Raw genomic sequence first — 24,203 nt, 5'->3', positions numbered from 1 at the left:
TGTTCCTCCTAAAATATATGAATTTTATTTTATTTGATAGATAGTTTACTACTACCTGATCATCTTTAATTAGTTTAACCGAAATCGTTAGAAAATCCTAGTCATAAATAAGTAAAGACCTATTTCTTAACTATTATGCGTTGTTTCCGCCATTTTTCTTGATGATTTCTTCTTGTACAGATTTTGGTACGTCTTCATAGTGGTCAAAGACCATCATAAATGTACCGCGACCTTGTGTTGCTGAGCGTAACGTTGTAGCATAACCGAACATTTCAGCTAGAGGTATCATCGCATTAACGATTTGTGAGTTACCGTGTGCTTCCATACCTTCAACACGTCCACGACGACTTGTAACGTGTCCCATGATATCACCTAAGTAATCTTCTGGTACAGTAATCGTTACTTTCATCATCGGTTCTAAGATAACTGGATTAGCTTTCTTAGAAGCCGCACGTAGTGCCATAGAAGCAGCTACACGGAAGGCTGTTTCATTTGAATCGACATCATGGTATGAACCATCGTAAAGTTTTGCTTTGATATCAACTAATGGATATCCAGCAAGAACACCGTTGTTCATAGATTCTGCCAAGCCTTTTTCGACTGCAGGGATGTATTCACGAGGAACCACACCACCAACGATGGCATTTTCAAATTCAAATCCTTTACCCTCTTCGTTTGGCGTAAATTCAACCCAGACATGTCCGTATTGACCTTTACCACCAGACTGACGTACAAACTTACCTTCTGCCTGAGTTAAAGGCGCACGGAAAGTTTCACGGTATGATACTTGTGGCGCACCAACGTTAGCTTCAACCTTGAACTCACGTCTCATACGGTCTACTAATACGTCTAAGTGCAATTCGCCCATACCAGAGATAACTGTTTCACCAGTTTCAACGTTTGTTTCAACGCGGAATGATGGATCTTCTTCTGCAAGTTTTTGCAAAGCGATCCCCATTTTATCTTGGTCGGCTTTTGATTTAGGTTCAACAGCTACTTGGATAACCGGTTCTGGGAACTCGATTGATTCAAGAATAACTGGCGCATCCATCGCACATAAAGTATCACCCGTTGTTGTATCTTTCAATCCAACAGCGGCAGCGATATCGCCTGAAAAGACTTTATCAATTTCTTTACGTGTGTTCGCATGCATTTGTAAAATACGACCGATACGTTCTTTTTTGTCTTTAGAAGCGTTCAATACATATGAACCACTTTCAAGGACACCAGAATAAACACGGAAGAATGTTAGACGACCTACGAATGGGTCAGTCATAACTTTAAAGGCTAATGAAGCAAAAGGTGCTTCGTCATCTGCAGGACGAGTCGTTTCTTCGTCTGTTTTAACGTCGATCCCTTTGATTGCTTCGATATCAAGTGGTGATGGTAAGTAATCAAGTACTGCATCAAGCATTATTTGAACACCTTTATTTTTAAAGGCAGACCCACACATTACTGGGAAGAATTCAACGTTGATCGTTGCTTGGCGGATACCCGCTTTTAATTCTTCAATAGTAATTTCTTCACCGTCAAGATATTTCATCATTAGGTCTTCATCAGTTTCAGCAACAGCTTCAACTAATTTTTCACGCCATTCAATTGCTTGTTCCATATATTCTTCTGGAATTTCAGTTTCTTGAATGTCTGTACCTAAGTCATTTGTATAGATTTCAGCTTTCATCGTAATTAAATCGATGATCCCTGTAAAGTTATCTTCTGAACCAATTGGTAATTGGATTGGATGAGCATTTGCTTGTAAACGATCATGTAATGAGTTTACAGAGTATAAGAAATCCGCACCGATTTTATCCATTTTATTACAGAAAACAATACGTGGAACTTTATAATCAGTTGCTTGGCGCCAAACTGTTTCAGTCTGAGGTTCTACACCTGATTGTGAGTCAAGAACGGTTACAGCACCATCCAATACTCGTAGTGAACGTTGAACTTCAATTGTGAAATCCACGTGTCCTGGTGTATCGATGATATTTACACGGTACCCTTTCCACTCTGCAGTTGTTGCAGCAGATGTGATAGTAATACCACGTTCTTGTTCTTGTTCCATCCAGTCCATTTGTGATGCACCTTCGTGCGTTTCACCAATTTTGTGAATTTTACCAGTATAGTATAAAATACGCTCTGTTGTTGTTGTTTTACCTGCATCAACGTGCGCCATAATACCGATATTACGAGTGTTTTCTAACGAAAATTCTCTTGGCATTCTAGGTTTCTCCTCTCTTTATTTAAATCGATTGTAAAGTGACTGTCTGTAGTAAAGTTAATTTACATACAAAGAGGATCTTACCAACGATAGTGTGCAAACGCACGGTTAGCGTCCGCCATTTTGTGTGTGTCTTCACGTTTTTTAACAGAAGCACCAGTGTTATTGGCAGCATCCATGATTTCTTTCGCTAGACGTTGTTCCATTGTATGTTCACCGCGTAGGCGAGCATAATTAACAACCCAACGTAACCCTAAAGTTGTACGACGTTCTGGACGAACTTCAACTGGTACTTGATAGTTAGAACCCCCAACACGGCGAGCTTTTACTTCTAGTACAGGCATAACGTTTTTCATTGCTTGCTCGAAAACTTCCAATGGATCATTACCTGTAGATTCTTTGATGATATCAAATGAATTATAGATGATATTAGCAGCAATCCCGCGTTTCCCATCAACCATTACACGGTTGATCAAGCGAGTTACTAATTTTGAGTTATAAATTGGATCTGGTAAAACATCGCGTTTTGTAACAGGACCTTTACGTGGCATCCGTAACTCCTCCTTCCGAAAATTCTTTATTATATAAGACCTTAGTGATTGTCAAATTATTTAGCAGCTTTAGGCATTTTAGTACCATATTTAGAGCGGCTTTGTTTACGATCTGTAACACCGGCTGTATCAAGCGCACCACGTACGATATGATAACGTACCCCTGGTAAATCTTTTACACGTCCACCGCGTAATAGTACCACGCTATGTTCTTGTAAGTTGTGACCGATCCCTGGGATATAAGCTGTTACTTCGATTAAGTTAGACAAACGAACACGGGCATATTTACGTAAAGCCGAGTTAGGTTTTTTAGGTGTCATTGTTCCCACACGAGTACAAACCCCACGCTTTTGTGGTGAGTTTACGTTCGTTTGAGATTTCTTAAAACTATTATATCCTTTGTTCAACGCTGGTGAATTAGATTTCTCCACCTTTGATTTACGAGGTTTACGTACTAATTGATTAATTGTAGGCATTCCTTGTTTCCTCCTTCCTCATTTCGCATCTAGTTCCACACATCCAGGTGGTTCTTTTTTAGCGATAAAAAATAATGCAATCTCTGCACTCATTATCAAATATGCTTCGATAGACAGTCAGCACGTCTCCAACGAGAGACCTGTAGATAAAGCACCTTTGATAGCATATCATGACTCTATGGGTTTGTCAATCTCTTTATTCCCTTCAAAAAAATATTTTTAAAACCCACTTATTAGATAAAAAATATTACTATATATAAAATTGTTACTATAACTCCTTTACCTGAAATCCAACTCAGCCAGAACTCTCTTGTACTTGAGAAATATCAAAAGGGAACATTAACTGCAAAAACTTTCTCTGAAAATGCACAACCTCAAAAAATCATTCGGACAACCATCAACCCGTTGATTGCTATTGTCAGCCAAACAAGGGAAATCGGTTGGAAAAGTCCCGGTGTAGCAATTATCACAGCCACTACCGAAGACGGCTCAGTTAAAGCAAATTGTAATCTAACAAATAATTCTAGTCCCACCTCAAATGGTTATTCTTACGTTAGATGGGGAACTGATTTACAAATCAGCAACAAATCTTTTTTGTATATTGATGAGCCCATGAAAGATACTATTTATTTTCAATATGGCGCCGGTTTCTTGAATAACTCAAAAGATAATTGGGTTGAATTTCATTTAACCACACCACAAGGAAAAATCTTTAAAGCTATGGATTACCCCGATATTTCATGGTTTAATATTACTAATATTACTGATTCCATCACTGATACCGTTATTGAATATACGACAGATGGAGAAAATTTTTCTTCTGAAAAACCTACTATACAAAATTTAGAAGGCTTTAGAATACATTACACACCAAAAATCTCTGCAAGTTTAGAGCTTTTCGTTAATCTAAAATTGAAAGTGAATAATCTCAGAGAAGAAGATAAAAGAAAAATGATATTACCGATCCAGTTAAAAAATGGGTACCATTTATATGGACCATCAACAGAAATAATTGCTGATGGAATAACGTCATACGGAATCAATACTTTTAATGTCTATTTCGCTAAATAAGTTTAGGATTAAAAATCTGAATAAACCTATTCAATCAGCTATCTTTTTTAATTACTTGCATGTATTATATTTGTGTGAGAGTTGAAAAAGAGAGGATGTTCGAAATGAATCTTAAACAAATGGCAGGAATCGAAGCTGCAAAATATGTAAAAGATGGTATGATCGTAGGGCTTGGTACAGGATCTACTGCAAAATTTATGGTGGATGAAATTGGACGACGTGTGAAAGAAGAAGGATTATCTATCGTTGGTGTAACAACCTCAAAAGAAACTGAGCGACAAGCACTTGCGTTAGGGATCCCATTAAAAAGCATCGACGAAGTTTCACACGTCGATTTAACGATTGATGGTGCCGATGAAATCAGCGAAGATTTTCAAGGGATCAAAGGTGGCGGTGCTGCTTTATTATTTGAAAAAATCGTCGCAACGTATTCAAAAAAATGTATTTGGATCGTTGATGAATCTAAGTTGGTTAAAAAACTTGGTAAATTTCCATTACCTGTGGAAGTTATTCCTTATGGCAGTCAGCAACTCGTTCGTTTGTTTGAAGAAAAAGGCTATGAGCCTGTTTTACGTACAACTTCTACTGAAGAAATCTTAGTGACTGATGGCGGTCATTACATCATTGATCTTCACTTAGAAGAAATAACGGACCCGATCGCTTTAGGGGCCTACTTAGATCAATTAGTCGGTGTCGTTGAACATGGATTATTCCTCACTATCGTTTCAACGGTTATCGTCGGTGGAGAAACGGGACCTAAAACCATTCATGTTCCGAAATAACCAATCATTGGAAAAAGATTTGAAAAAAAAGAATAACATTAAAAAAAGATAACAAATTACCTATCATTTTGTTCGTTTGTATGCTACATTTTTAGTATCCTATTTTAATTTTTTTACTAGAAAGGACGAACAATGAAAACAATTGGTTATGCACGCACAACAATTACTGACAACGATTTAGATGCTCAAATCAAAATCTTATCTGACTTTGGTTGCGACAAAGTTTATCAAGAATCATTTGACGTCACAACTGACAAACACATCATCTCTGAACTTGAGATCGTCTTAAACAGTTTAGAAGCAGGTGACACTTTGGTTATTTGCCGCTTAAACCGCTTAGGTCGTTCCACACGTCAACTAACGGAGTTGACCCAAAAGTTCAAAGAGGCAGGGATTCATTTAGTCAGTTTATATGAAGAGATCGATACTCGACATCCCATGGGCGAAATTTATTTCAAGTTAATGAACGGACTCGCAACGATGGAGTGCGACCTTATTAAAGAACGTACTTTAGTTGGTTTGAACAATGCCCGAAAAAAAGGTAAGATCGGCGGTCGCCCAAAAATAGACAAACGAACAGTCATAAAAATCCGGCACTTGTACCATGAACAGAAAGAAACAATCCAGTTTATTTCTTCGAAATGCAATGTTTCTGTCGGCACCTGTTATAAATATATCAATTTACCTGAAGCGGATGTTGCTAATTTTTCTTAAGAGTAATAACGTGATGGTTACACTGTTTATTTACAAGAATCCAGCATTTTAGCTCCGCTCTTCTTATTTGTTTTGGTTTACTTAACTCAAGTTAGCTGTTGCTGCCTGTTCTTTTTACTAATTTACAATGGAAATCTATTTTAAAACGGTGTACAATAGAACAGGAAATGAAAGTTTCAGAAACTACAACTTAAAGGAGAGCTATACATGCCAAAATTAGTATTTTCTCGTCATGGACTTAGTGAATGGAATGCATTGAATCAATTTACCGGTTGGGCTGACGTAGATTTAGCACCACAAGGTGTTGAAGAAGCGATCGAAGGCGGCCGCAAAATCAAAGAAGCTGGAATTGAATTTGATGTAGCGTATACTTCTGTATTAACTCGCGCTATCAAAACATGTAACTTACTTTTAGAAAACTCAGATCAACTATGGGTTCCTCAAATCAAATCTTGGCGCTTAAACGAACGTCATTATGGTAAATTACAAGGTTTAAACAAAAAAGAAACTGCTGAAAAATACGGAGATGACCAAGTACACATTTGGCGTCGTTCTTACGATACTTTACCTCCATTGATGGAAGCAACTGATGAAGGTTCTGCAGCAAACGATCGTCGTTATGCAATGTTAGACCAACGCGATATCCCAGGCGGAGAAAACTTAAAAGTTACTCTAGAACGTGCATTGCCATTCTGGCAAGACGAAATCGCACCTGCATTACTAGATAACAAAACGGTTTTAGTAGCCGCTCACGGTAACTCTTTACGTGCGTTAGCTAAACATATCGAAGGTATTTCAGATGAAGATATCATGGATCTTGAAATCCCAACAGGTCAGCCGCTTGTTTATGAATTAAACGATGACCTAACTGTAGCTAAAAAATACTACTTATAAAATAAGTAAAATCATTGACTTCCTCTTCATGTTTAACTTGAAGAAAAGTTTTTAATAAACGATCGACCTACAAGCGATTTCCTCTCAAATATGATAGGGATCTGCTTATAGGTCGATTGTTTTTTTGTTCAGCTTATATATTACTAATTAAAAATTCGAAGCTGCTTCCAATTTCTTTTCTTTACGAACATCTAAAAATTGTGGTTTTGCTTGTACATATCACAAGATAAAAGGTTATCTACCAGAATACGTAACATTCGATTAGAAGATTATTGTACACGGCTGACTGTTTTCTCGTCACCGTATCGTTAAGGCTCTTTAAAAATAGCAAAAGTTGCTTATACAAATGTCGATTCAGTCAAACAGTCCCGATAAATTGCTTCAACATCTGATTCAGCTAGCGGAACAAATGCATCCGTCTTGATCGTACTATGGGCTACAGCCTGTTTGGCCATCTCTTCAAATTTCTCTTCGTTGATCCCGACAGACGGTAACGTCATTGGGATATCGCATGATACAAAGAAATCATACGTCGCTTGAATTCCTTTTTTTGCTGCAAGCATTGGATCTTCTTCAACGATTCCCCACACGTTATGAGCAAACTGAGCAAATTTAGTCACCGTTTGTTCAGAAAGTACATAATCCATCCAACGTGGAGTTAAAATCGCTAGACCGATTCCATGGGTAATATCATAGAATGCACTTAGTTCATGTTCCATCGCATGACAGGACCAAACACCGTGCTTGCCATTTCTCGTCAATCCATTCAATGCCAAGCTGCTTGACCACATCAAGTTAGCACGGGCATCGTAATCATCTGGCGTATTCAGCGCAATCGGACAATTTTTAATGACCGCACGCATCAATCCCTCTGAAACAAAATCTTGTACATCTGTTCCTTTCGTTATGTTAAAGTAACTTTCAAACAAATGACTTAATATATCAGCTGAACCTGCTGCAGTTTGATAGGCCGGTACCGTAAATGTCAATGTGGGATCTAAAAACGACACTTTTGGCATCATTGAAGGACCACCAACACCTAATTTTTGGTTTGTCGCTAGATTTGTGATCACTGCTCCAGCATTCATTTCACTGCCGGTTGCTGCTAATGTCAAGATCGTAACAAGTGGTAAAGCTTCACCTTGAAACCCTTTGCGTCCTACGATAACGTCCCATGGATCTTCTTGACTATAAAAACCAGCTGCTACTACTTTGGCACAATCAATCGTTGAGCCGCCACCTACAGCTAAAATTACATCTACTTCATTTTCACGGCATAATGCTACACCACGACGAACTGTTTCAATACGAGGATTTGGTTCTACACCATTTAATTCCACTACTTTATTTTGGTTTTTCTCAAGTAGGCTGATTACTTGATCATACAATCCATTTTTCTTGATACTGCCGCCGCCGTATACTAATAGTACATTTTTACCGTACGTATTTAGAACATCTGTCAGCTCTGTTTTTAAACGGTCATTCCCAAAACGAATATCTGTTGGCACATAAAATCTAAAATTATCCAATTTTTCTTCCTCCATTCAACTTACGTTTCATACTCTATGATAGAGCAATCCATCTGAAACTTCTATTGCTTTGCTCGTCAACTACTGCGCATCATCAGCTTTGCAATAAAGGAGATCAAAAGGTTCCCCTCTCAATCTCCTTCACTCTTAACTATTGATTGCTGTTTCCAATCCCACTTCGATCATATCATTAAATGTTGTTTGACGCTCTTCAGCAGTTGTTTCTTCACCAGTTACTAGACTATCACTAACCGTCATGATCGCCAAAGCTTGAACATCAAATTTTGCTGCTAAATAATAAAGTGCTGCAGCTTCCATTTCGATTGCTAAGACACCTAATTTACCTAACTCAAAAACGCCGTCCATACTATCTTTATAAAATACATCATCAGACAAGACATTACCCACGTGAGTCACAAAGCCTTTTTCTTTTGCAGTTGTGTATGATTTCAATAGTAAATCAAAATCAGCAATTTGAGGGAAATCATATTTAGGGAAATCATTACGGATCATTGATGACGGTGTTGCTGCTGCTTGTGCGATCACTAAATCTCTCACATGAACTTTTTCAGAGATCGATCCACACGTACCAACACGAATCAATTTTTTCACATCGTATGAATTGATCAATTCATGTGCATAAATAGTCGCAGAAGGCATCCCCATTCCTGTTCCTTGAACGGAAACGCGTTCGCCTTTATACGTACCCGTATAACCTAACATTCCTCTTACTTGGTTGTAGCATACTGGATTTTCTAAAAATGTCTCGGCAATATATTTTGCACGTAACGGATCGCCTGGCAATAAAATTTTATCTGCTATTTCGCCTTGTTTTGCTTCGATATGAACGCTCATCTTTTTTCTCCTTTATAATGAAACTTTTATAGTTCAGCTAACGTTGCTTTGATTAGTTCTTTAAATTGAGATTTAACTCGCTCTGTTGTTTCTACAACTTCTGCGTGATTCAAGCTACTTTGCATACCAGCGGCTAAGTTTGTGATACATGAAATACCTAAGACTTTCAAGCCACTATGTGCTGCAACGATGACTTCTGATACAGTTGACATTCCAACTGCATCGGCCCCCATCACACGAGACATCCGAATTTCAGCAGGTGTTTCATATGTTGGACCGGAATAGCCCATATAAACACCTTCTTGTAAAGCTACATTTTGTTCGTTTGCTACTTTTTTCGCTACTTCAAAATAGGCTGGCGTATACGCATGACTCATATCTGGGAAACGTGGTCCCATCGCTTCATCATTTTCCCCAATCAATGGATTATCTCCAGTAAAGTTGATATGATCTGTGATCAACATCAAATTACCTGGTGTGAAGTTTTCGTTTACACCGCCCGCAGCATTTGTTACGATAATCGAATGAGCCCCCATTGCAGCCATCACACGAACTGGATACGTCACTTTTTGCATTGAATGGCCTTCATAATAATGGAAACGGCCTTGCATCGCTAATACTTTTTTCCCAGAAAGTGTACCATAAACTAACTTACCTGCATGTCCAACAACCGTTGAAACCGCAAAATGAGGAACTTCTGAAAAAGGAATCGCAATGGCATCTTCTACTTCATCCGCCAGCTCACCTAAACCAGAACCTAAAATCAAACCAAAATCAACTTCTCCAACACCTTTTTCTTTTAAAAATGCTGTTGTCTCTTTTAACATTTCACCTAATTTTGTCATCATTTCTCTCCTATACCAGATTATTTAAAAAACTTTCGCCATTTTCTATTTTTGGAACAGCAAAGTTTTCAGCAATGGTCGCTGAAATATCTGCATAATATCCTTGTGGCAAGCTCCCTTGCCCTGTCATTTTTTTACTGTAAGCTAATAATGGAACGTATTCTCTCGTGTGATCAGTTCCAGGGAAGGTCGGATCATTTCCGTGGTCAGCTGTGATTAGTAGTAAATCGTCCTCTTTCATTGCGTCGATAATTTCTGGAAGTCTTAAATCAAAGGCTTCTATCGCATGAGCATAACCAACCACATCGCGACGGTGACCGTATAAGGCGTCAAAATCAACTAAGTTAGTGAAACTTAATCCTTCAAAATCACGTTTCATCACTTTAAGCAGTTGGTCCACACCATCCATATTACTTTTCGTCCGCACAGAATCTGTTATGCCTTGCCCATTGAAAATATCATTGATTTTCCCAACAGCGATAACGTCTTTGCCGTTATCTTTCAATGAATCAAGAGCAGTCTGACCAAACGGATCTAGTGCATAATCATGGCGATTACTTGTTCTCGTAAAGTTACCTGATTCACCAACATACGGACGAGCAATAATACGACCGATCATATAAGGTTCATCTTTCGTGATATCACGAACGTACTGACAAATACGGTATAATTCTTCTAAAGGAATGACCTCTTCGTGCGCTGCAATCTGCAAGACTGGATCAGCGGATGTATACACGATTAAATCGCCTGTTTCCATTTGATGTTTTCCATAATCATCGATAACTGCTGTACCGCTATATGGTTTATTACAGACAATTTTTCGTCCTGAAAATTCTTCGATTTGCGCTAGTAGTTCTTCTGGAAATCCATCAGGAAATACTCGGAAAGGTTTTTGAATATTCAAGCCCATGATTTCCCAATGACCAGTCATTGTATCTTTCCCCACAGAAATCTCTTCTAATTTTGTTGCGTAGCCTTTGTGATTTGCTACAGCTTCTACATTATGAAGGGGGGCAATCGTTCCTAGCCCAAGATTTTCTAAATTAGGGATAGTCAATCCAGCTTCTTTGGCAATATGCCCTAAAGTATCACTGCCTACATCGCCGAATTTTTCAGCGTCTGGTGCTTCTCCGATTCCGACTGAATCCATCACAACTAAATGTACACGTTTAAACATAACCATCCTACTTTCTTTGATTTTGTTTTTAAAAACTTTACACGTTTATTCTGTAGAAACAAATTAATAATTATTTATAAAAAGGGCATGACTTCAGAATTCGTCCCATAGCCCCGCCCTTTTATACTACTATTATTTAGATTTGATATAATTTTTCCCAATTGCCTTTGGTCCAGATGCTTTTCCTAAGAAAACAACTAAAACGATAATGGTCAAAACATATGGTGCCGCTTGTAAGTAAACAGCTGGTATTGATGAAATTACCGGTAAATTTGATCCGGCAATACTGATATTTTGTGCAAAACCGAAGAACAATGCTGCACCCATTGCACCTAGCGGATTCCATTTACCGAAAATCATCGCCGCCATTGAAATAAATCCTTGTCCGGCAATCGTTGTCACCGCAAAACGTCCAGCAATCGTTTGAGCAAAGACCGCTCCTCCGATACCACCTAAAAATCCTGAGATCAAAACACCTGCATAACGCATTAGATAAACATTGATTCCAAGCGTATCTGCTGCCTGTGGATTTTCACCTACAGAGCGAAGGCGTAAACCAAAACGAGTCTTGAACAATACAAACCAAGAAAGAATCGCCACCAATATTGCCACAAACGCTGGTAATGTTGTTTGTTTGAAGAATAAGTCTCCTATTATGGGGATATCTTTCAAGATAGGAAATGAATAGTAACCAAACGATTCTTTGATTGTATCTGTTTGACCTTTTCCATAAATCACTTTGATCAAGAAAATCCCCAAAGCTGGCGCCATTAAATTGACTACCGTTCCGCTGATGATGTGATCTGCTCTTAAATTGATCGTTGCAACAGCATGGAGCAGTGAAAATAACATCCCAACTACGCCACCGACCAAACAAGCAAGCCAAGGCGTTGCTGCACCAAATGTATCAGCGAAGGTCAAGTTAAATACAACCGAGCTGAAGGCCCCCATCACCATGATTCCTTCTAGCCCTACATTTACAATACCACTCCGTTCAGAAAATGTCCCACCCAAAGCCGTGAAAACTAAAGGAGTAGAATAAACCAAAGTTTGTGTAATAATCGGCGCCAATACAGCGATTAATGCAATATCCATTAGATTTTTCCTCCTTCTTGACTAGTTGGATCTGTTTTTCCGTCTAATTCTTCAACAATTGCGACTTCTTTTTTATTCCCTGAAGCTTTTGCTAACAAGAAGCGAATAAGATAACTGATGGCAACAAAGAAAATGATCGAGGCAATCACGACATCAACTAATTCGATTGGAACACCTGCACGAAGCGGCATTCCTTGTCCACCAAGTTTCAATACACTAAAGAGAAGCGCTGATAATAATATTCCCACCGAGCTACCTGCTCCCAGTAAAGAAATAGCCATTCCGTCAAACCCAATACTCAAGGAAGAACCTTGAACAAAGAAGTTCCCAAATGTTCCAAGACCAAGAACGACACCACCGAGACCAGCTAATGTTCCAGAGATAACCATCGACATCACGATTGTTCGTCTGCTGCTCATTCCAGCGTATTCTGATGCGAATGGGTTCAAACCAACAGAGCGAATCTCATACCCCAAGGTCGTTTTCTTCATAAGGAACCAAATTAAAACTAAGAAAATAAGTGCCATGAAAATACCAATATTCAAACGCGAACCGCTACTCAATTCTTTCAAGAAGCCTGTACGTAAACTTGCATTTTCTCCAATTACTTTTGTAACACCTTTATTTGTCATCAAATCTTTAGCCATTACGTTGTTGACAATGTGCGTACTCGTATAGAGAAAAACATAATTCAACATAATCGTAACGATGACTTCACTTGTACCAAAGAATGCGCGTAAAAATCCAGGAATCGCAGCCGCCATGGCTCCCGCTAACGCACCAGCAAGAACTGCTAAAGGTAGAACGACCATGCGAGGTGCATCGGGCATTGAGAGTGCTACCCAAATACTTGTTATCCAGCCACACAATGCTTGACCTGACAGCCCAATATTAAAGAATCCCGCTGAATTTGCTACCGCAAACCCTAGCGCTGTAAAAATCAAAGGTCCGGCCGTTACAAAAATTTCACCAATACTTTTGGGGCTTTGAAAAGCAGTCATCAGCATCGCTTGATACCCAGCAACTGGGTTCTGACCTGAAATCAACATAATAATTGCACCAAGAATAAAGCCCATCAATACGGATAAAATCGGAACTAAAATATTCCGTAATTTTTCTGATCGATTATTCAACTGCCTCACCTGCCTTTTGACTTAATTCGGCTCTTGCTTCTTCTAAAGAATAACCAGCCATTAGTAATCCTAGTTCATTTTCAGTCGTTTCTTTTGGATCTACGATTCCGACGATTTTTCCAGAATGGATCACTGCAATGCGATCAGAAACATTTAAAATTTCATCTAATTCAAAACTAACTACTAATACCGCCTTGTCCTTATCTCGTTGTTCGATCAAACGTTTGTGGATATATTCAATAGCACCAACATCTAACCCGCGTGTTGGTTGAGATACTATCAATAAATCAGGATCACGATCGATTTCTCTAGCGATAATGGCTTTTTGTTGATTCCCTCCTGATAATGCTTTGGCAGGAACCAATTCATTTACTGTTCGTACATCGTATTCTTCTATTAATTTTCGTGCATATGAATTAATTTGGTTGTAATTCAAGACACCGCTTTTACTCAAGGGCTTCTTGTAATAGGTTTGTAGTGCAATATTTTCAGCTAAGGTCATATCCAGAATCAGTCCATATTTATGACGGTCTTCAGGTACGTGACCCACACCTGCTTCTGTGATCTTACGAGGTTTTTTATTCGTAATTGTTTCTCCTCTAAGTTCGACTGAACCACTTTCTGCCTTACGTAATCCAGTTAGTGCTTGGATCAATTCTGTTTGACCATTGCCGTCAATTCCTGCAATCCCAACTACTTCGCCTGCTCGTACATCTAAACTAAGACTTTTAACAGCTTCCAACCCACGACTTTCTTTTACAACTAAATCTTTGATTGAAAGAACAACTTCTTTAGGATCAGCTGCTTTCTTTTCTGTTTTAAACGATACAGAACGACCAACCATCATATCAGCTAATTGTTGTGAAGAAACATCTTTGACATTTACTGTATCAATACTTTGACCACGGCGAATAACCGTGCAGCGGTCAGCTACTTTTTTGATTTCATCTAATTTATGCGTAATCAAAATGATCGATTTACCTTCTTGAACAAGACCGCGCATGATTTCCATCAATTCATCAATCTCTTGAGGTGTCAAAACAGCTGTAGGCTCATCAAAAATCAAGACATCGGCTCCACGATATAACGTTTTCAAGATTTCTACTCGTTGCTGCGCTCCAACAGATATGTCTCGAATATACGCACTTGGAACGACCGATAAACCGTATTGTTCAGAAACTCGTTTGATTTCTGCTGTTGCTTTTTTACGATCCAATACACCCGCATTTGTCGGTTCACTACCTAGAATGATGTTTTCAGTTACAGTAAATGCATCGACTAGCATAAAATGCTGATGGACCATTCCAATTCCTAAACGATTTGCTGCAGTGGGGCCATTGATCGATACTTTGGAGCCATTCATAAATATTTCACCTGATGTTGGTTCTAACAAACCAGATAGAATATTCATTAAAGTAGATTTTCCAGCGCCGTTTTCACCTAGCAAAGCATGAATTTCTCCTGGTCGAACAGTTAAGTTGATATTATCATTAGCCTTAAATGTCCCAAACTCCTTCGTGATATTGCGCATTTCAATTACATAGTTTTCCTGAGCCACATTCTTCACTTCCTAACAATTTAATCATTTACATCATCTATTAATACGATACTTCTAAAAAATAAAGTAGCTTTTAGGCACTTAAAGAAAGAAAATGAATGATTGGATGATTCTTTTTCCTTCTTTAAAGGCATAATAAAGTCTTAGCGCTGCTGGTCGCAGCGCTAAGCTAAAATTTTTACTCTTTTACATCTTTTGGTACTTCTGGAACTTTGATATCTCCTGCGATGATTTTTTCTTTTGCTGTATCAACAGCTATTTGTGCTTCGTCTGACAAGTAACCTTTTGTCAAATCAACACCACCATCTTTCAAACCATAAACTAAATGTTCACCGCCAGGGAATTTATCTTCTAAAGCACGGTTTGAGATATCTTGCACTGCAGCACCTACACCTTTAAGTGTTGATGTTAATGTAAAGTTCTCTTCTTTACCGTCTTTTGTTTTGTACGCGCCCTCTTTATCTTGATCGCTATCTACACCGATAACCCAAACTTTATCTTTTGAACCTGTTTCATTTAAATCTTTTGCTTCTTGGAAAACTCCTTGACCTGTACCACCTGCAGCGTGATAGATAATATCAGCGCCTTTTTGGTACATTGATGCTGCTAGTGCTTTTCCTTTGGCAGGATCACCAAATGAAGCAGCATATTCAACTTCAACTTTTATGTCTTTTTTCAATTCTTTTGCTGTATCAATCACACCTTGATGGAAACCAGCTTCAAAACGGTCGATAACCGCGCCTTCTTCACCACCAATAAATCCTACAGTGTCTGTTTTTGTTGTATATGCTGCCGCTACACCAGCTAAGTATGCAGCTTCTTGATCTTTAAATGTTGCAGATACAACATTGTCTTTGCCTTCAATAACGCTATCAATGATACCAAATTGTGTATCTGGATTTGCATCCGCTGCTGTACTGATAGAATCAGATAGCAGGTAGCCAATACCGAAAACTGTTTTAAATCCATTAGAAACTGCTGTATCAATATTTGTTACATATTCCGAAGCATCGTTTGATTGAATATAATCAAATCCATCCGCTCCTTTTTTCAAATCGTGTTCTTTCCCCCAAGCTTGTAAACCTTCCCAAGCTGATTGGTTGAATGAGCGGTCATCTACCCCGCCGATATCAGTAACGATAACAACGCTATGATCCGCGTCTCCACCTGCTGATTTTCCATCTGTTGAATCTTTTTTACTCCCGCCACATGCCGCTAACGCAAGTGTTAATGCCAATGCAGTCAAGCCAAAACCAAATAATTTTGCTTTTTTCATCTCTGTAAAGCCCCCTATAATAGTTTTATATTTTCAACAGCCGGAAGACTGAATGAAACAAGATAATAATAGTAAAAAAGGTTTCTCGTGCAACGAGTACTCGCAAGAGCAATCCACATCAATTCAACATTTCGTTGAAAGGTTTAGTTCAAGTAACTAGATCTTACAAATCTTTTTCCGTAAAAGCATATGGTAAAAGCTCGCCGACTGTCGTCTCTTTGATCACACCATGCTCGCCAACCAAGGTAACTGTCATTTCAGGCGCACAAAATTCAGCCATCACTTGTCTGCATGCACCACACGGAGATATTGGCTCTGGTGTATTTCCTGCAATCACTAAATGCTGAAAAGCACGTTCACCTTCTGAAACAGCTTTAAAAATCGCTGTTCGTTCAGCACAATTTGTCAATCCGTATGAAGCATTTTCGATATTGACTCCTTGAAACGTTTTTCCTTCTTTGGTCACGAGACATGCCCCAACAGGAAAGTGAGAATAAGGTACATACGCTTTTGATAATGCATTATCTGCGATAGCTAACCATTCTTGTTTTGCTGTCATTTGTCTGCCACTTTCTTCTTTAGATTAATAACCTGTCCCTGTAGTACCTTCTATAATTGCAACACCGGCACTTGTTCCGATCCGTGTAGCGCCAGCTTCAATCATGGCTTTTGCTTCAGCTTCGTTATGAATACCGCCTGAAGCTTTTACACCCATGCTTGGGCCAACTGTTTCACGCATCAATTTAACGTCTGCGATCGTTGCGCCACCTGTTGAAAAACCAGTTGACGTTTTAACAAAATCTGCCCCTGCTTCTTTAGCAAGTTCACAAACTTTTATCTTTTCTTCATCTGTAAGTAGAGCGGTCTCGATGATCACTTTAACTAAAGCTTTACCTTTGGCCGCATCAACCACTGCTTGGATATCTTTTTGGACTTTTTTGTATTGCTTAGATTTCAGCGCACCAACATTAATGACCATATCGACTTCTGTTGCACCATTATTGATTGCATCTGTCGCTTCATAAGCTTTTACCTCAGACGTATTGGCACCTAAAGGAAAACCAATTACCGTACAAACATCAACAGATGTATCTGCTAAATGTTCTTTTGCTAAAGCAACCCAACATGGATTGATACAAACTGAGAAGAATTTATATTTTTTTGCTTCTTCAATAATTCGTAAAACATCTTCTTCTTTTGCGTCTGCTTTTAAAATAGTGTGGTCAATCATTTGATTTAATTCCATTATTTTTTGCACATCCTTTATGCTGTTATTATATCATGAATCAGCTCAGGTTCAGTTCCAAAACTGCCGATTTCGATATTTTTATATAAAAGTTCTTTGACGTCTTCAATCGAATCTGAATTTGAATAAATTGTTAGTAACGATTCGCCTACCTTCACTGGCATACCAACTTTTTTATGCAACTTGATTCCGACTGCGTGATCGATCGAATCTTCTTTTGTAGCTCGTCCTGCACCTAACAACATCGCTGCGATACCAATTTCATTTGCTACAATTTTTTGAACAACTCCTGATGTTTGTGCTGGCAATTTGATTTGATGTTTTGCTGTTAGTATTCGTTCAGGATGATCAATGATACTATCATCTCCGCCTTGATTGCGGATCATTTCTCGGAATTTAGCTAATGCTTTACCTGATTCTAAGGCCTCTTTTAACATCGCTCTAGCTTCCTCTAATGTGTCAGCTTTTTTGGCTAAAACAACCATTTGGCTACCTAGTATATAGCACATTTCCATTAAATCTTCTGGTCCTTTACCTTGAAGTGTTTCGATTGCTTCGACAACTTCTAGGCTATTTCCTATCGCTTCACCTAGCGGCTGGGACATATCTGAAATCACCGCCATCGTCTGACGATTTGCTAAGCGACCGATTCGAACCATTGTTTCAGCTAAACGACGAGCTTCATCAATATTCTTCATAAAGGCACCTTCGCCCGTTGTAACATCCAACACGATTGCATCAGCACCGGACGCTATTTTTTTACTCATGATAGAACTTGCAATCAACGGAATCGAATTCACTGTTGCAGTAACATCACGCAGTGCATATAATTTTTTATCCGCTGGGGCTAAATCACCGGATTGACCAACGACCGCTACATGACTTTCATTTACCAATCGAATAAATTCTTCATCTGGTATTTCTACATGAAATCCTGGTATTGCTTCTAATTTATCAATCGTACCACCTGTGTATCCAAGCCCTCTGCCAGACATCTTTGCAACACTTGCGCCAACACTTGCAACGAGGGGGGCTAAAATCAAGGTCGTTGTATCACCAACACCTCCAGTAGAATGTTTGTCTACTTTGATTCCTTGAATCGATGAAAGATCGATCATCTCACCAGAATTGGCCATAGCCAATGTCAGCGTCGTAATTTCTTCATCGGTCATATCTTTGTAAAAAACAGTCATCAAAAATGCACTCATCTGATAATCTGGAATATCTCCTTTAGTATAACCAGAAACAATGAATTGAATTTCTTCATCTGTTAAGACTTGCCCGTCACGTTTTTTCTCGATTAAATCTACCATTCTCATGCTTTTTTCCTCCGAATCAATCCCCAAGGATGTATTATACACTAAAATCATTCAGGTTAAAACTTTTTAGTAAAACAGTTTACTAACGCTTTCATATTTTGAAAACGCTTATAAAACGAACATTAAATCAAATCTAGCTGATTGTCAATCGATTTAGTGCTATTTCTTAAAATAAATGTTGTATCAAAAATTTTATTCGGAATTTTTTTCTCTGGATCATTGATTGCTTCCACTAAAAATTGCGCTGCGTAAAATCCAATATCAAAACTAGGTTGGTAAACTGTCGTCAAACCTGGTACCAAATACTCCGAAATTTCCAAACCGTCAAATCCGATAACAGAAATATCATCTGGAATTTTTTTACCCGACTCTTCAATTGCCTGATAAGCCCCCATTGCCATTTCATCGTTCCCACAAAAGATGGCTGTAATGGCAGGATTTTTTAATACCTTTTTAGCCGCTGTGTAGCCACCGCCTAAATTTAAGTCCCCGCTGCTCATATAATTTTCTCTTACCGGGATCCCGTTATCTTTTAATGCATGCTGATAAGCGGTCACCCTTTCGGTCAGTTGATAATAACCCTCATTTTCTTTCAACATTGCGATGTGTCTATGCCCTTGTTCGATCAATGCATTCACCGCTTGATACGCACCCTCATATTCTTTCACAATCAAGCGACCACTTTCTCTAGGATTAATACCACGATCCACAAGAATCACAGGAACTTTTCCTTTGTTTTTATTTCGTAAAATATGGTTGGCGGGTAAAATATTGGGTGTTGCAAAAATAATCCCGTCAACTGAGCGATGAACAAGTTCTGTAACGTACTGCGTTGCTTTGTCTTCGTCATGTTTGGAATTACAGAGTAAGATCATGTAACCCAACGAATTCAAATAGGTTTCCACACCTTCGATTACTTTCGCAAAGAAAAAGTCAGTGACATCCGGTACAACCATGCCTATTGTTTTCGAATGCCTCGTAATGATATTTGATGCAAAATAATCTGGCTTGTAATCATGTTCTTCTACAACAGTTAATACTTTGTTTCTCGTTTTTTCACTGAATCGACTGCCTTTGTCATTAATAATTTGTGATACGGTCGTCACCGATACACCCGCCATATCCGCAATTTCTTTAATGGTCAATTTCATACTTCATTCTCCCTTTGCTAACGTAGCCTACGATATTTGTCAGCGTTTTCAAATTGCTTATCGAACGATTATAGTTTAACAGAATTTTATAAAATAAAATAGCTTAGCAAAAAATACTCCCACTCCTATAGCTCTTTTTCTTTTATTGACAGCTTGCACTCAGCATGTTAAAGTCTTCAAAATACTTATCGCACAAGAACCATTATTAAACAAGAAAAGAGAGGCTGATAGTGTGAAGCGTGAGCATGTCAAAAAATTACCGAAGATAGAGCTACATTGCCACTTGGACGGTTCTATCCGTCCAGAAACATTACGGAAAATTGCAGAGCCACAAGGTATTGTTCTACCTGCAGATGACGTGCAATTAAAAAATCTACTCGTTGCGCCTATTGACTGCCAAAATTTGAATCAATACTTAGAACGTTTTGATCTAGTTTTGTCCTGTTTACAAACTGAAACTGCCTTAAAAGCCGCTGCATTTGATATTATTAGTCAAGCAGCTGAAGAAAATATCCGCTATATTGAAGTTCGCTTCGCTCCCTCTCTTCACACCCAAAAAGGACTTTCTTTGCCTAAAATCGTAACCGCTGTTTTAGCAGGTCTTACATGTGGTCAAGAAAAATTCGGCGTAAAAAGCAATGCACTCTTATGTGGTATGCGTCATGAAGAAATCTCAGATATTGAAAAAATCGTTCATTTAGCTAAAGAGTTCGAAACCGCGGGCATTGTTGGATTCGATTTAGCAGGAAATGAACTTGATTTTCCTCCTTACACATTTGAAGAAACTCTTGGACTAGTCAACCAACTGAATATGCCATTGACCCTTCATGCAGGTGAGTGCGGTTGTGGAAAAAATGTTGCCGATGCGATTCATTTAGGTGCCAAACGCATCGGACACGGTATTGCAGTAAAGGACACACCTGAATATTTTTCCTTATTAAAAGATAACAATATTTTGATTGAAATGTGTCCAACAAGTAATTTCCAAACAAAAACCGTTACTAAATTAGCAGACTATCCCTTTAAAATATTTCTTGACGCTGGCATCAAGGTTTGTATCAACACAGACAATCGTACCGTATCTAATACAAGTTTAACTGATGAATATATGAAACTTTATGAATGGTACGGTATCACTTATGCTGATATGGAGCAATTAAATCATAATGCAGTAAATGGGGCGTTTATCTCAGAGCAAGAGAAACAGCTTCTTCATGAGTATTTAACGACTAATTATTAGTTTCTAAACCTCAACACACTTTCCAATACAAAAAGGCAGAACGAATTTCTAACGATCCGCTCTGTCTTTTTTGTTTAGCTCAACGCCTTATTTATGGGTTGATAATTCCCGTTTGATTGACGCCAATAATCTGCCAATCGTAAATTCTAGCTATTTTTCCATTTTGTTCTGCTTTTTCCAGAGAAAGTTTGACATACCTTGCTTCAACCAAACTAATCGCATCTTTACTACTATCTGCTGTATTCCCTCGATGCTGAACAACGTCTGTCCAATTATTTCCATCAAGGCTTACAGAAATATCGTAGTCTCTAGTATTCCAATCTGAACTTTCTCCTCCAGCACCGGCATTAAAAAGCTCAAAACCAGAAATTGTTTTTACCGCTCCAAGATCCGCGATCATCCAAGGCTTGTCGCTACTATTATCACACCATTTCGTATTTAAATTCCCATCCAAAGCAAAACGGTAACTTTCACGATCATTTGTATAGCCAGAACCTTGTGTTGCAGTCGTTTCTGGTAAAATAGAAAGGTTTTCTATTTTAATTCCGGCATTTTGATCATAAACATGGAGATAGTTTTCTTTGACGCTCTCTGTTTCACCTGAAGCATTTGTCGCAGTTGCTTTCACTGTATATACACCTGGTTTATCAAAAAACAAGGTTATCTCTTTACCTTCTGAGACTTGCGGTGTCGCTCCTAAGACTTCCCAACTGACTTTATTTGTAGATTTTGAAACATCGGCGGACAATGTAATCTTTTCACCTACTGAAATCAATGTTTTGCTCGCATTGATTGTTATTTCTGGCTTTTTCAATGCTTCAAACGTATAAACCGCCTCGGCCCCTCTTTGTTGCTCCAAACCATGATCATCAACTGGAAATACTTGATAGTTCGCTGTATTTCCGATCCGTTTTTGATTCAATAATGTATAAGAAGTATTTGATGTTTCACCTTCAAATTGCAGCTGACCATCGACTTTTCGATATATACGGTATGAAGCAGCATCTTCTCCTGTTACATCCCAACTCATCCGAATACTTTCAGTCAGATCATCCACAATTGTTTTTCCAGCAAACGTAAGGTTCGTGATTTCACTGACAGGCTTCGTTTCTTCTTCGCCCATAAGTAATTGGCCTAAATAAATCGAAGTAAATTTTGTCTGAGTATTCTTCACCTTTAATCCAATCGCTGTAACCGTTTGATCCTGTGCTGATTTTAGGGAATAGGTCGTTTGGACCCAGCCGTTTTCTAACGGCTGTTGCGTTCCGTTTATGATCAAAGGTTTGTCGTTTCCTTCTATCTCTAAAACTAAGAATGTTTCGTCTGCACCTTTCGTCACAATAGTCGCTACTTCTGAAGCATCCGCTTGGATCTTGGAAGCATATAGTTTGATAAAGGTTTGCTGCCCCGCTGTCATAGGACCGGATAATTGGATTGAAGAACCACCATTAAAAGCGTCTTTATAACTAATTGAAGCTTCTAACTGGTTACCCGTCTCATTGTCAATGACCCAGCGATAAGTTGGCATAACGTCTTGAACACTTCGATTATTAAAGGTTCCCTCTTTGACTTTTGTCCCATTTTTGTAAAAAGCATCGCCATTTCCTACGTTGAAATTTGTTAGAAACGGTAGACTTGTGACGGGCGTTTTTTCTACATAGTAGCGCGACACTCCTTGCCATTGATTATTCGGACTTTTCACCGCACGAGGATCTCCTTGAGGATTTATCCAAAGTAGTTTTTCATTTTCCCAATAACGGTCAATATCGTATTTCCCACCATCTCGCAATGTCCAATCAGGACAATAAAGTCCTAAAGAAATAAGCGGCTGACCATTTTCTCCTAAAGCACTACTTGGTTTGCGACTACTATTTATTCCATTGGCCTGCACATCAATTCCAGCAAAAAGGTCGTATGGATCACGTTTTAATTGAATTGCTTTTTCCCTAGATGATTTGAGTTCTTGCCACCTAAAATCGATAAACATCTTGTCAGAGACACGTTTCCCTTCATTTTGGAAATAATCTTGATTTTTGCTATTCAATGCTCCTTGCCAATTTACAGAACCACTCGCCACCATGGAATCATACCAAATGATTTGCTGATTTTGCGGTTTATGAGTCTGTAAGTAGCTTAGAAGTTCTTTCATACTACTTGCGGTTTGTGCATCCACATTAGTTTCTTGATTAATGAACCAGCCATCAAACCCGTATGCTGTAGACATCTCAAGTAACTTATCCGCCATTGGAAAATTCCCCTGCTGATCTTTTTGTACAAATTGTTCTACCCATTCTCGTTTGCCACCGTATGCTTCTGGCGGAAAAAATACTGTTCCAACCACTGGGACACCATTTCTATGTGCCGAATCAGTCACATCTCCGCTCGGAGGAACAATAATCCCTTCACCAGAAGAACCTGCCCATGCAACTAATGTATCGATATATTGCCAATTGGTAAAATTGTAAATAGCTTTATCTGTTCCTCCTTGTGACGGTGTGCCTTTTGTATGCTGGTTTACGATTGCGATTGATAAAACCTTTGCATCGATACTTTGATTTGGGTTCATTTTTTCTCCATGCACTCGTTTAACTAAAGGAACTTTCGAAACATTGAACGGTGCATCAGGGTCAGATTCGAAGCGCCAATTGACTAACGTTTCAGGAAATAGGGCGGTAGACTCTGGTACATTATCAAATATTGGAATGGCCTTATCATTACCCCGCCTTGTTTCAGATGGCTCTGCATAAGCATTTGGCATAAACGTCAGATTTGCTCCTATCGAAAGAGCAAGCATAGCAGTTGAACAATAAAATACACTTTTCCACATTTTTCTTTTCAATGAATGAACCTCCTTTAATCATTTTGCTTAAATTCCAGCATTATTCATTCTTATGTAAAATGTTAGCGTTTTCTTTATTCCTTATAAATAAAGAAACTATAGCATTTATATCAAAAAGTATAGGTCTTATGCATAATTTAATAAAAAATACGAAAGGCCAGGACATAACTCTACGAGTAATATCCTTGCCTTAAGAAAACCGAATAAATAGTGGGAGCAGAAGAACGCCCT

At 38.6% G+C, this 24,203-nt stretch carries 21 protein-coding genes; 5 read left to right on the top strand and 16 right to left on the bottom strand.

Annotation, left to right across the window (positions count from 1 at the left end):
* Positions 1-133 precede the first annotated feature (133 nt).
* The 3 genes from fusA to rpsL form a co-directional block, all read right to left on the bottom strand.
* Positions 134-2,221, bottom strand: a complete 2,088-nt coding sequence (fusA, locus tag AC4BC4_RS02045; RefSeq protein ID WP_438757438.1) for an elongation factor G — start codon at positions 2,219-2,221, stop codon at positions 134-136.
* An 80-nt stretch (positions 2,222-2,301) separates the two neighbouring features.
* The gene (rpsG, locus tag AC4BC4_RS02040) at positions 2,302-2,772 is read right to left on the bottom strand and encodes a 30S ribosomal protein S7 (RefSeq protein ID WP_010761695.1); all 471 of its coding nucleotides are present in this window, start codon (positions 2,770-2,772) and stop codon (positions 2,302-2,304) included.
* Positions 2,773-2,828: 56 nt separating this feature from the next.
* Positions 2,829-3,248, bottom strand: coding sequence for a 30S ribosomal protein S12 (gene rpsL, locus AC4BC4_RS02035; RefSeq protein WP_010761696.1), 420 nt, complete (start codon positions 3,246-3,248; stop codon positions 2,829-2,831).
* A gap of 405 nt (positions 3,249-3,653) precedes the next feature.
* On the opposite strand from rpsL, the gene AC4BC4_RS02030 reads away from it, so the two are divergent.
* The 4 genes from AC4BC4_RS02030 to gpmA all read left to right on the top strand — a co-directional run bounded on the left by AC4BC4_RS02030 (position 3,654) and on the right by gpmA (position 6,709).
* Positions 3,654-4,319 (top strand): hypothetical protein, encoded by a 666-nt coding sequence (locus tag AC4BC4_RS02030; protein ID WP_490476618.1) that lies wholly within the window; start codon positions 3,654-3,656, stop codon positions 4,317-4,319.
* A gap of 104 nt (positions 4,320-4,423) precedes the next feature.
* Positions 4,424-5,101, top strand: a complete 678-nt coding sequence (gene rpiA, locus AC4BC4_RS02025; RefSeq protein WP_490476617.1) for a ribose-5-phosphate isomerase RpiA — start codon at positions 4,424-4,426, stop codon at positions 5,099-5,101.
* Positions 5,102-5,233: 132 nt separating this feature from the next.
* Positions 5,234-5,815 carry a recombinase family protein gene (locus AC4BC4_RS02020; protein ID WP_490476616.1) on the top strand — a complete coding sequence of 194 codons (582 nt, stop codon included), beginning with the start codon at positions 5,234-5,236 and terminating at the stop codon, positions 5,813-5,815.
* Between the two features lie 207 nt (positions 5,816-6,022).
* Positions 6,023-6,709, top strand: coding sequence for a 2,3-diphosphoglycerate-dependent phosphoglycerate mutase (gpmA, locus tag AC4BC4_RS02015; RefSeq protein ID WP_025869861.1), 687 nt, complete (start codon positions 6,023-6,025; stop codon positions 6,707-6,709).
* Between the two features lie 338 nt (positions 6,710-7,047).
* Here the strand turns inward: gpmA and AC4BC4_RS02010 are convergent, their stop codons facing one another.
* The 12 genes from AC4BC4_RS02010 to AC4BC4_RS01955 all read right to left on the bottom strand — a co-directional run bounded on the left by AC4BC4_RS02010 (position 7,048) and on the right by AC4BC4_RS01955 (position 19,893).
* Positions 7,048-8,238 carry an iron-containing alcohol dehydrogenase gene (locus AC4BC4_RS02010; protein WP_490476615.1) on the bottom strand — a complete coding sequence of 397 codons (1,191 nt, stop codon included), beginning with the start codon at positions 8,236-8,238 and terminating at the stop codon, positions 7,048-7,050.
* 147 nt (positions 8,239-8,385) lie between these two features.
* Positions 8,386-9,093, bottom strand: coding sequence for a purine-nucleoside phosphorylase (gene deoD / locus AC4BC4_RS02005; protein ID WP_069645957.1), 708 nt, complete (start codon positions 9,091-9,093; stop codon positions 8,386-8,388).
* Between the two features lie 26 nt (positions 9,094-9,119).
* Positions 9,120-9,938 carry a purine-nucleoside phosphorylase gene (locus AC4BC4_RS02000; protein ID WP_490476614.1) on the bottom strand — a complete coding sequence of 273 codons (819 nt, stop codon included), beginning with the start codon at positions 9,936-9,938 and terminating at the stop codon, positions 9,120-9,122.
* 10 nt (positions 9,939-9,948) lie between these two features.
* The gene (gene deoB / locus AC4BC4_RS01995; RefSeq protein WP_490476613.1) at positions 9,949-11,115 is read right to left on the bottom strand and encodes a phosphopentomutase; all 1,167 of its coding nucleotides are present in this window, start codon (positions 11,113-11,115) and stop codon (positions 9,949-9,951) included.
* A 132-nt stretch (positions 11,116-11,247) separates the two neighbouring features.
* Positions 11,248-12,210: an ABC transporter permease gene (locus AC4BC4_RS01990; RefSeq protein WP_438757453.1), complete on the bottom strand. Its 963-nt coding sequence runs from the start codon at positions 12,208-12,210 to the stop codon at positions 11,248-11,250.
* Complete coding sequence (locus AC4BC4_RS01985) at positions 12,210-13,343, bottom strand: ABC transporter permease (protein WP_490476612.1); 1,134 nt, start codon at positions 13,341-13,343, stop codon at positions 12,210-12,212. Before AC4BC4_RS01985 ends, AC4BC4_RS01990 begins: the two co-directional genes overlap by 1 nt.
* Positions 13,336-14,901 (bottom strand): ABC transporter ATP-binding protein, encoded by a 1,566-nt coding sequence (locus AC4BC4_RS01980; RefSeq protein WP_490476611.1) that lies wholly within the window; start codon positions 14,899-14,901, stop codon positions 13,336-13,338. Before AC4BC4_RS01980 ends, AC4BC4_RS01985 begins: the two co-directional genes overlap by 8 nt.
* 178 nt (positions 14,902-15,079) lie before the next feature.
* Positions 15,080-16,177, bottom strand: a complete 1,098-nt coding sequence (locus tag AC4BC4_RS01975) for a BMP family lipoprotein (protein ID WP_438757456.1) — start codon at positions 16,175-16,177, stop codon at positions 15,080-15,082.
* 163 nt (positions 16,178-16,340) lie between these two features.
* The gene (locus AC4BC4_RS01970; protein WP_438757458.1) at positions 16,341-16,736 is read right to left on the bottom strand and encodes a cytidine deaminase; all 396 of its coding nucleotides are present in this window, start codon (positions 16,734-16,736) and stop codon (positions 16,341-16,343) included.
* Between the two features lie 24 nt (positions 16,737-16,760).
* Positions 16,761-17,423 (bottom strand): deoxyribose-phosphate aldolase, encoded by a 663-nt coding sequence (deoC, locus tag AC4BC4_RS01965; protein ID WP_438757459.1) that lies wholly within the window; start codon positions 17,421-17,423, stop codon positions 16,761-16,763.
* A 17-nt stretch (positions 17,424-17,440) separates the two neighbouring features.
* Positions 17,441-18,742, bottom strand: a complete 1,302-nt coding sequence (locus AC4BC4_RS01960) for a pyrimidine-nucleoside phosphorylase (protein WP_438757461.1) — start codon at positions 18,740-18,742, stop codon at positions 17,441-17,443.
* A gap of 122 nt (positions 18,743-18,864) precedes the next feature.
* Complete coding sequence (locus tag AC4BC4_RS01955) at positions 18,865-19,893, bottom strand: LacI family DNA-binding transcriptional regulator (protein ID WP_490476610.1); 1,029 nt, start codon at positions 19,891-19,893, stop codon at positions 18,865-18,867.
* Between the two features lie 232 nt (positions 19,894-20,125).
* On the opposite strand from AC4BC4_RS01955, the gene add reads away from it, so the two are divergent.
* The gene (add, locus tag AC4BC4_RS01950; RefSeq protein WP_490476609.1) at positions 20,126-21,133 is read left to right on the top strand and encodes an adenosine deaminase; all 1,008 of its coding nucleotides are present in this window, start codon (positions 20,126-20,128) and stop codon (positions 21,131-21,133) included.
* A 91-nt stretch (positions 21,134-21,224) separates the two neighbouring features.
* On the opposite strand, the gene AC4BC4_RS01945 is transcribed toward add, so the two are convergent.
* Positions 21,225-23,972 (bottom strand): endo-beta-N-acetylglucosaminidase, encoded by a 2,748-nt coding sequence (locus AC4BC4_RS01945; protein WP_490476608.1) that lies wholly within the window; start codon positions 23,970-23,972, stop codon positions 21,225-21,227.
* Between the last annotated feature and the right edge of the window lie 231 nt (positions 23,973-24,203).

Source organism: Enterococcus sp. AMC1086 (assembly GCF_058216575.1).
The sequence above is the reverse complement of the archived record's forward strand: the minus strand, read 5'-3'. Positions and strand labels throughout refer to the sequence as shown.

Coding starts and splice junctions, on each gene's coding strand:
- AC4BC4_RS01955 (WP_490476610.1), bottom strand. CDS start 19,893: ATGAAATTGACCATTAAAGAAATTGCGGATATGGCGGGTGTATCGGTG.
- rpiA (WP_490476617.1), top strand. CDS start 4,424: ATGAATCTTAAACAAATGGCAGGAATCGAAGCTGCAAAATATGTAAAA.
- deoB (WP_490476613.1), bottom strand. CDS start 11,115: ATGTTTAAACGTGTACATTTAGTTGTGATGGATTCAGTCGGAATCGGA.
- AC4BC4_RS01960 (WP_438757461.1), bottom strand. CDS start 18,742: ATGAGAATGGTAGATTTAATCGAGAAAAAACGTGACGGGCAAGTCTTA.
- AC4BC4_RS01970 (WP_438757458.1), bottom strand. CDS start 16,736: ATGACAGCAAAACAAGAATGGTTAGCTATCGCAGATAATGCATTATCA.
- AC4BC4_RS02020 (WP_490476616.1), top strand. CDS start 5,234: ATGAAAACAATTGGTTATGCACGCACAACAATTACTGACAACGATTTA.
- AC4BC4_RS02000 (WP_490476614.1), bottom strand. CDS start 9,938: ATGACAAAATTAGGTGAAATGTTAAAAGAGACAACAGCATTTTTAAAA.
- deoD (WP_069645957.1), bottom strand. CDS start 9,093: ATGAGCGTTCATATCGAAGCAAAACAAGGCGAAATAGCAGATAAAATT.
- AC4BC4_RS01975 (WP_438757456.1), bottom strand. CDS start 16,177: ATGAAAAAAGCAAAATTATTTGGTTTTGGCTTGACTGCATTGGCATTA.
- rpsG (WP_010761695.1), bottom strand. CDS start 2,772: ATGCCACGTAAAGGTCCTGTTACAAAACGCGATGTTTTACCAGATCCA.
- gpmA (WP_025869861.1), top strand. CDS start 6,023: ATGCCAAAATTAGTATTTTCTCGTCATGGACTTAGTGAATGGAATGCA.
- fusA (WP_438757438.1), bottom strand. CDS start 2,221: ATGCCAAGAGAATTTTCGTTAGAAAACACTCGTAATATCGGTATTATG.
- deoC (WP_438757459.1), bottom strand. CDS start 17,423: ATGGAATTAAATCAAATGATTGACCACACTATTTTAAAAGCAGACGCA.
- rpsL (WP_010761696.1), bottom strand. CDS start 3,248: ATGCCTACAATTAATCAATTAGTACGTAAACCTCGTAAATCAAAGGTG.
- AC4BC4_RS01990 (WP_438757453.1), bottom strand. CDS start 12,210: ATGGATATTGCATTAATCGCTGTATTGGCGCCGATTATTACACAAACT.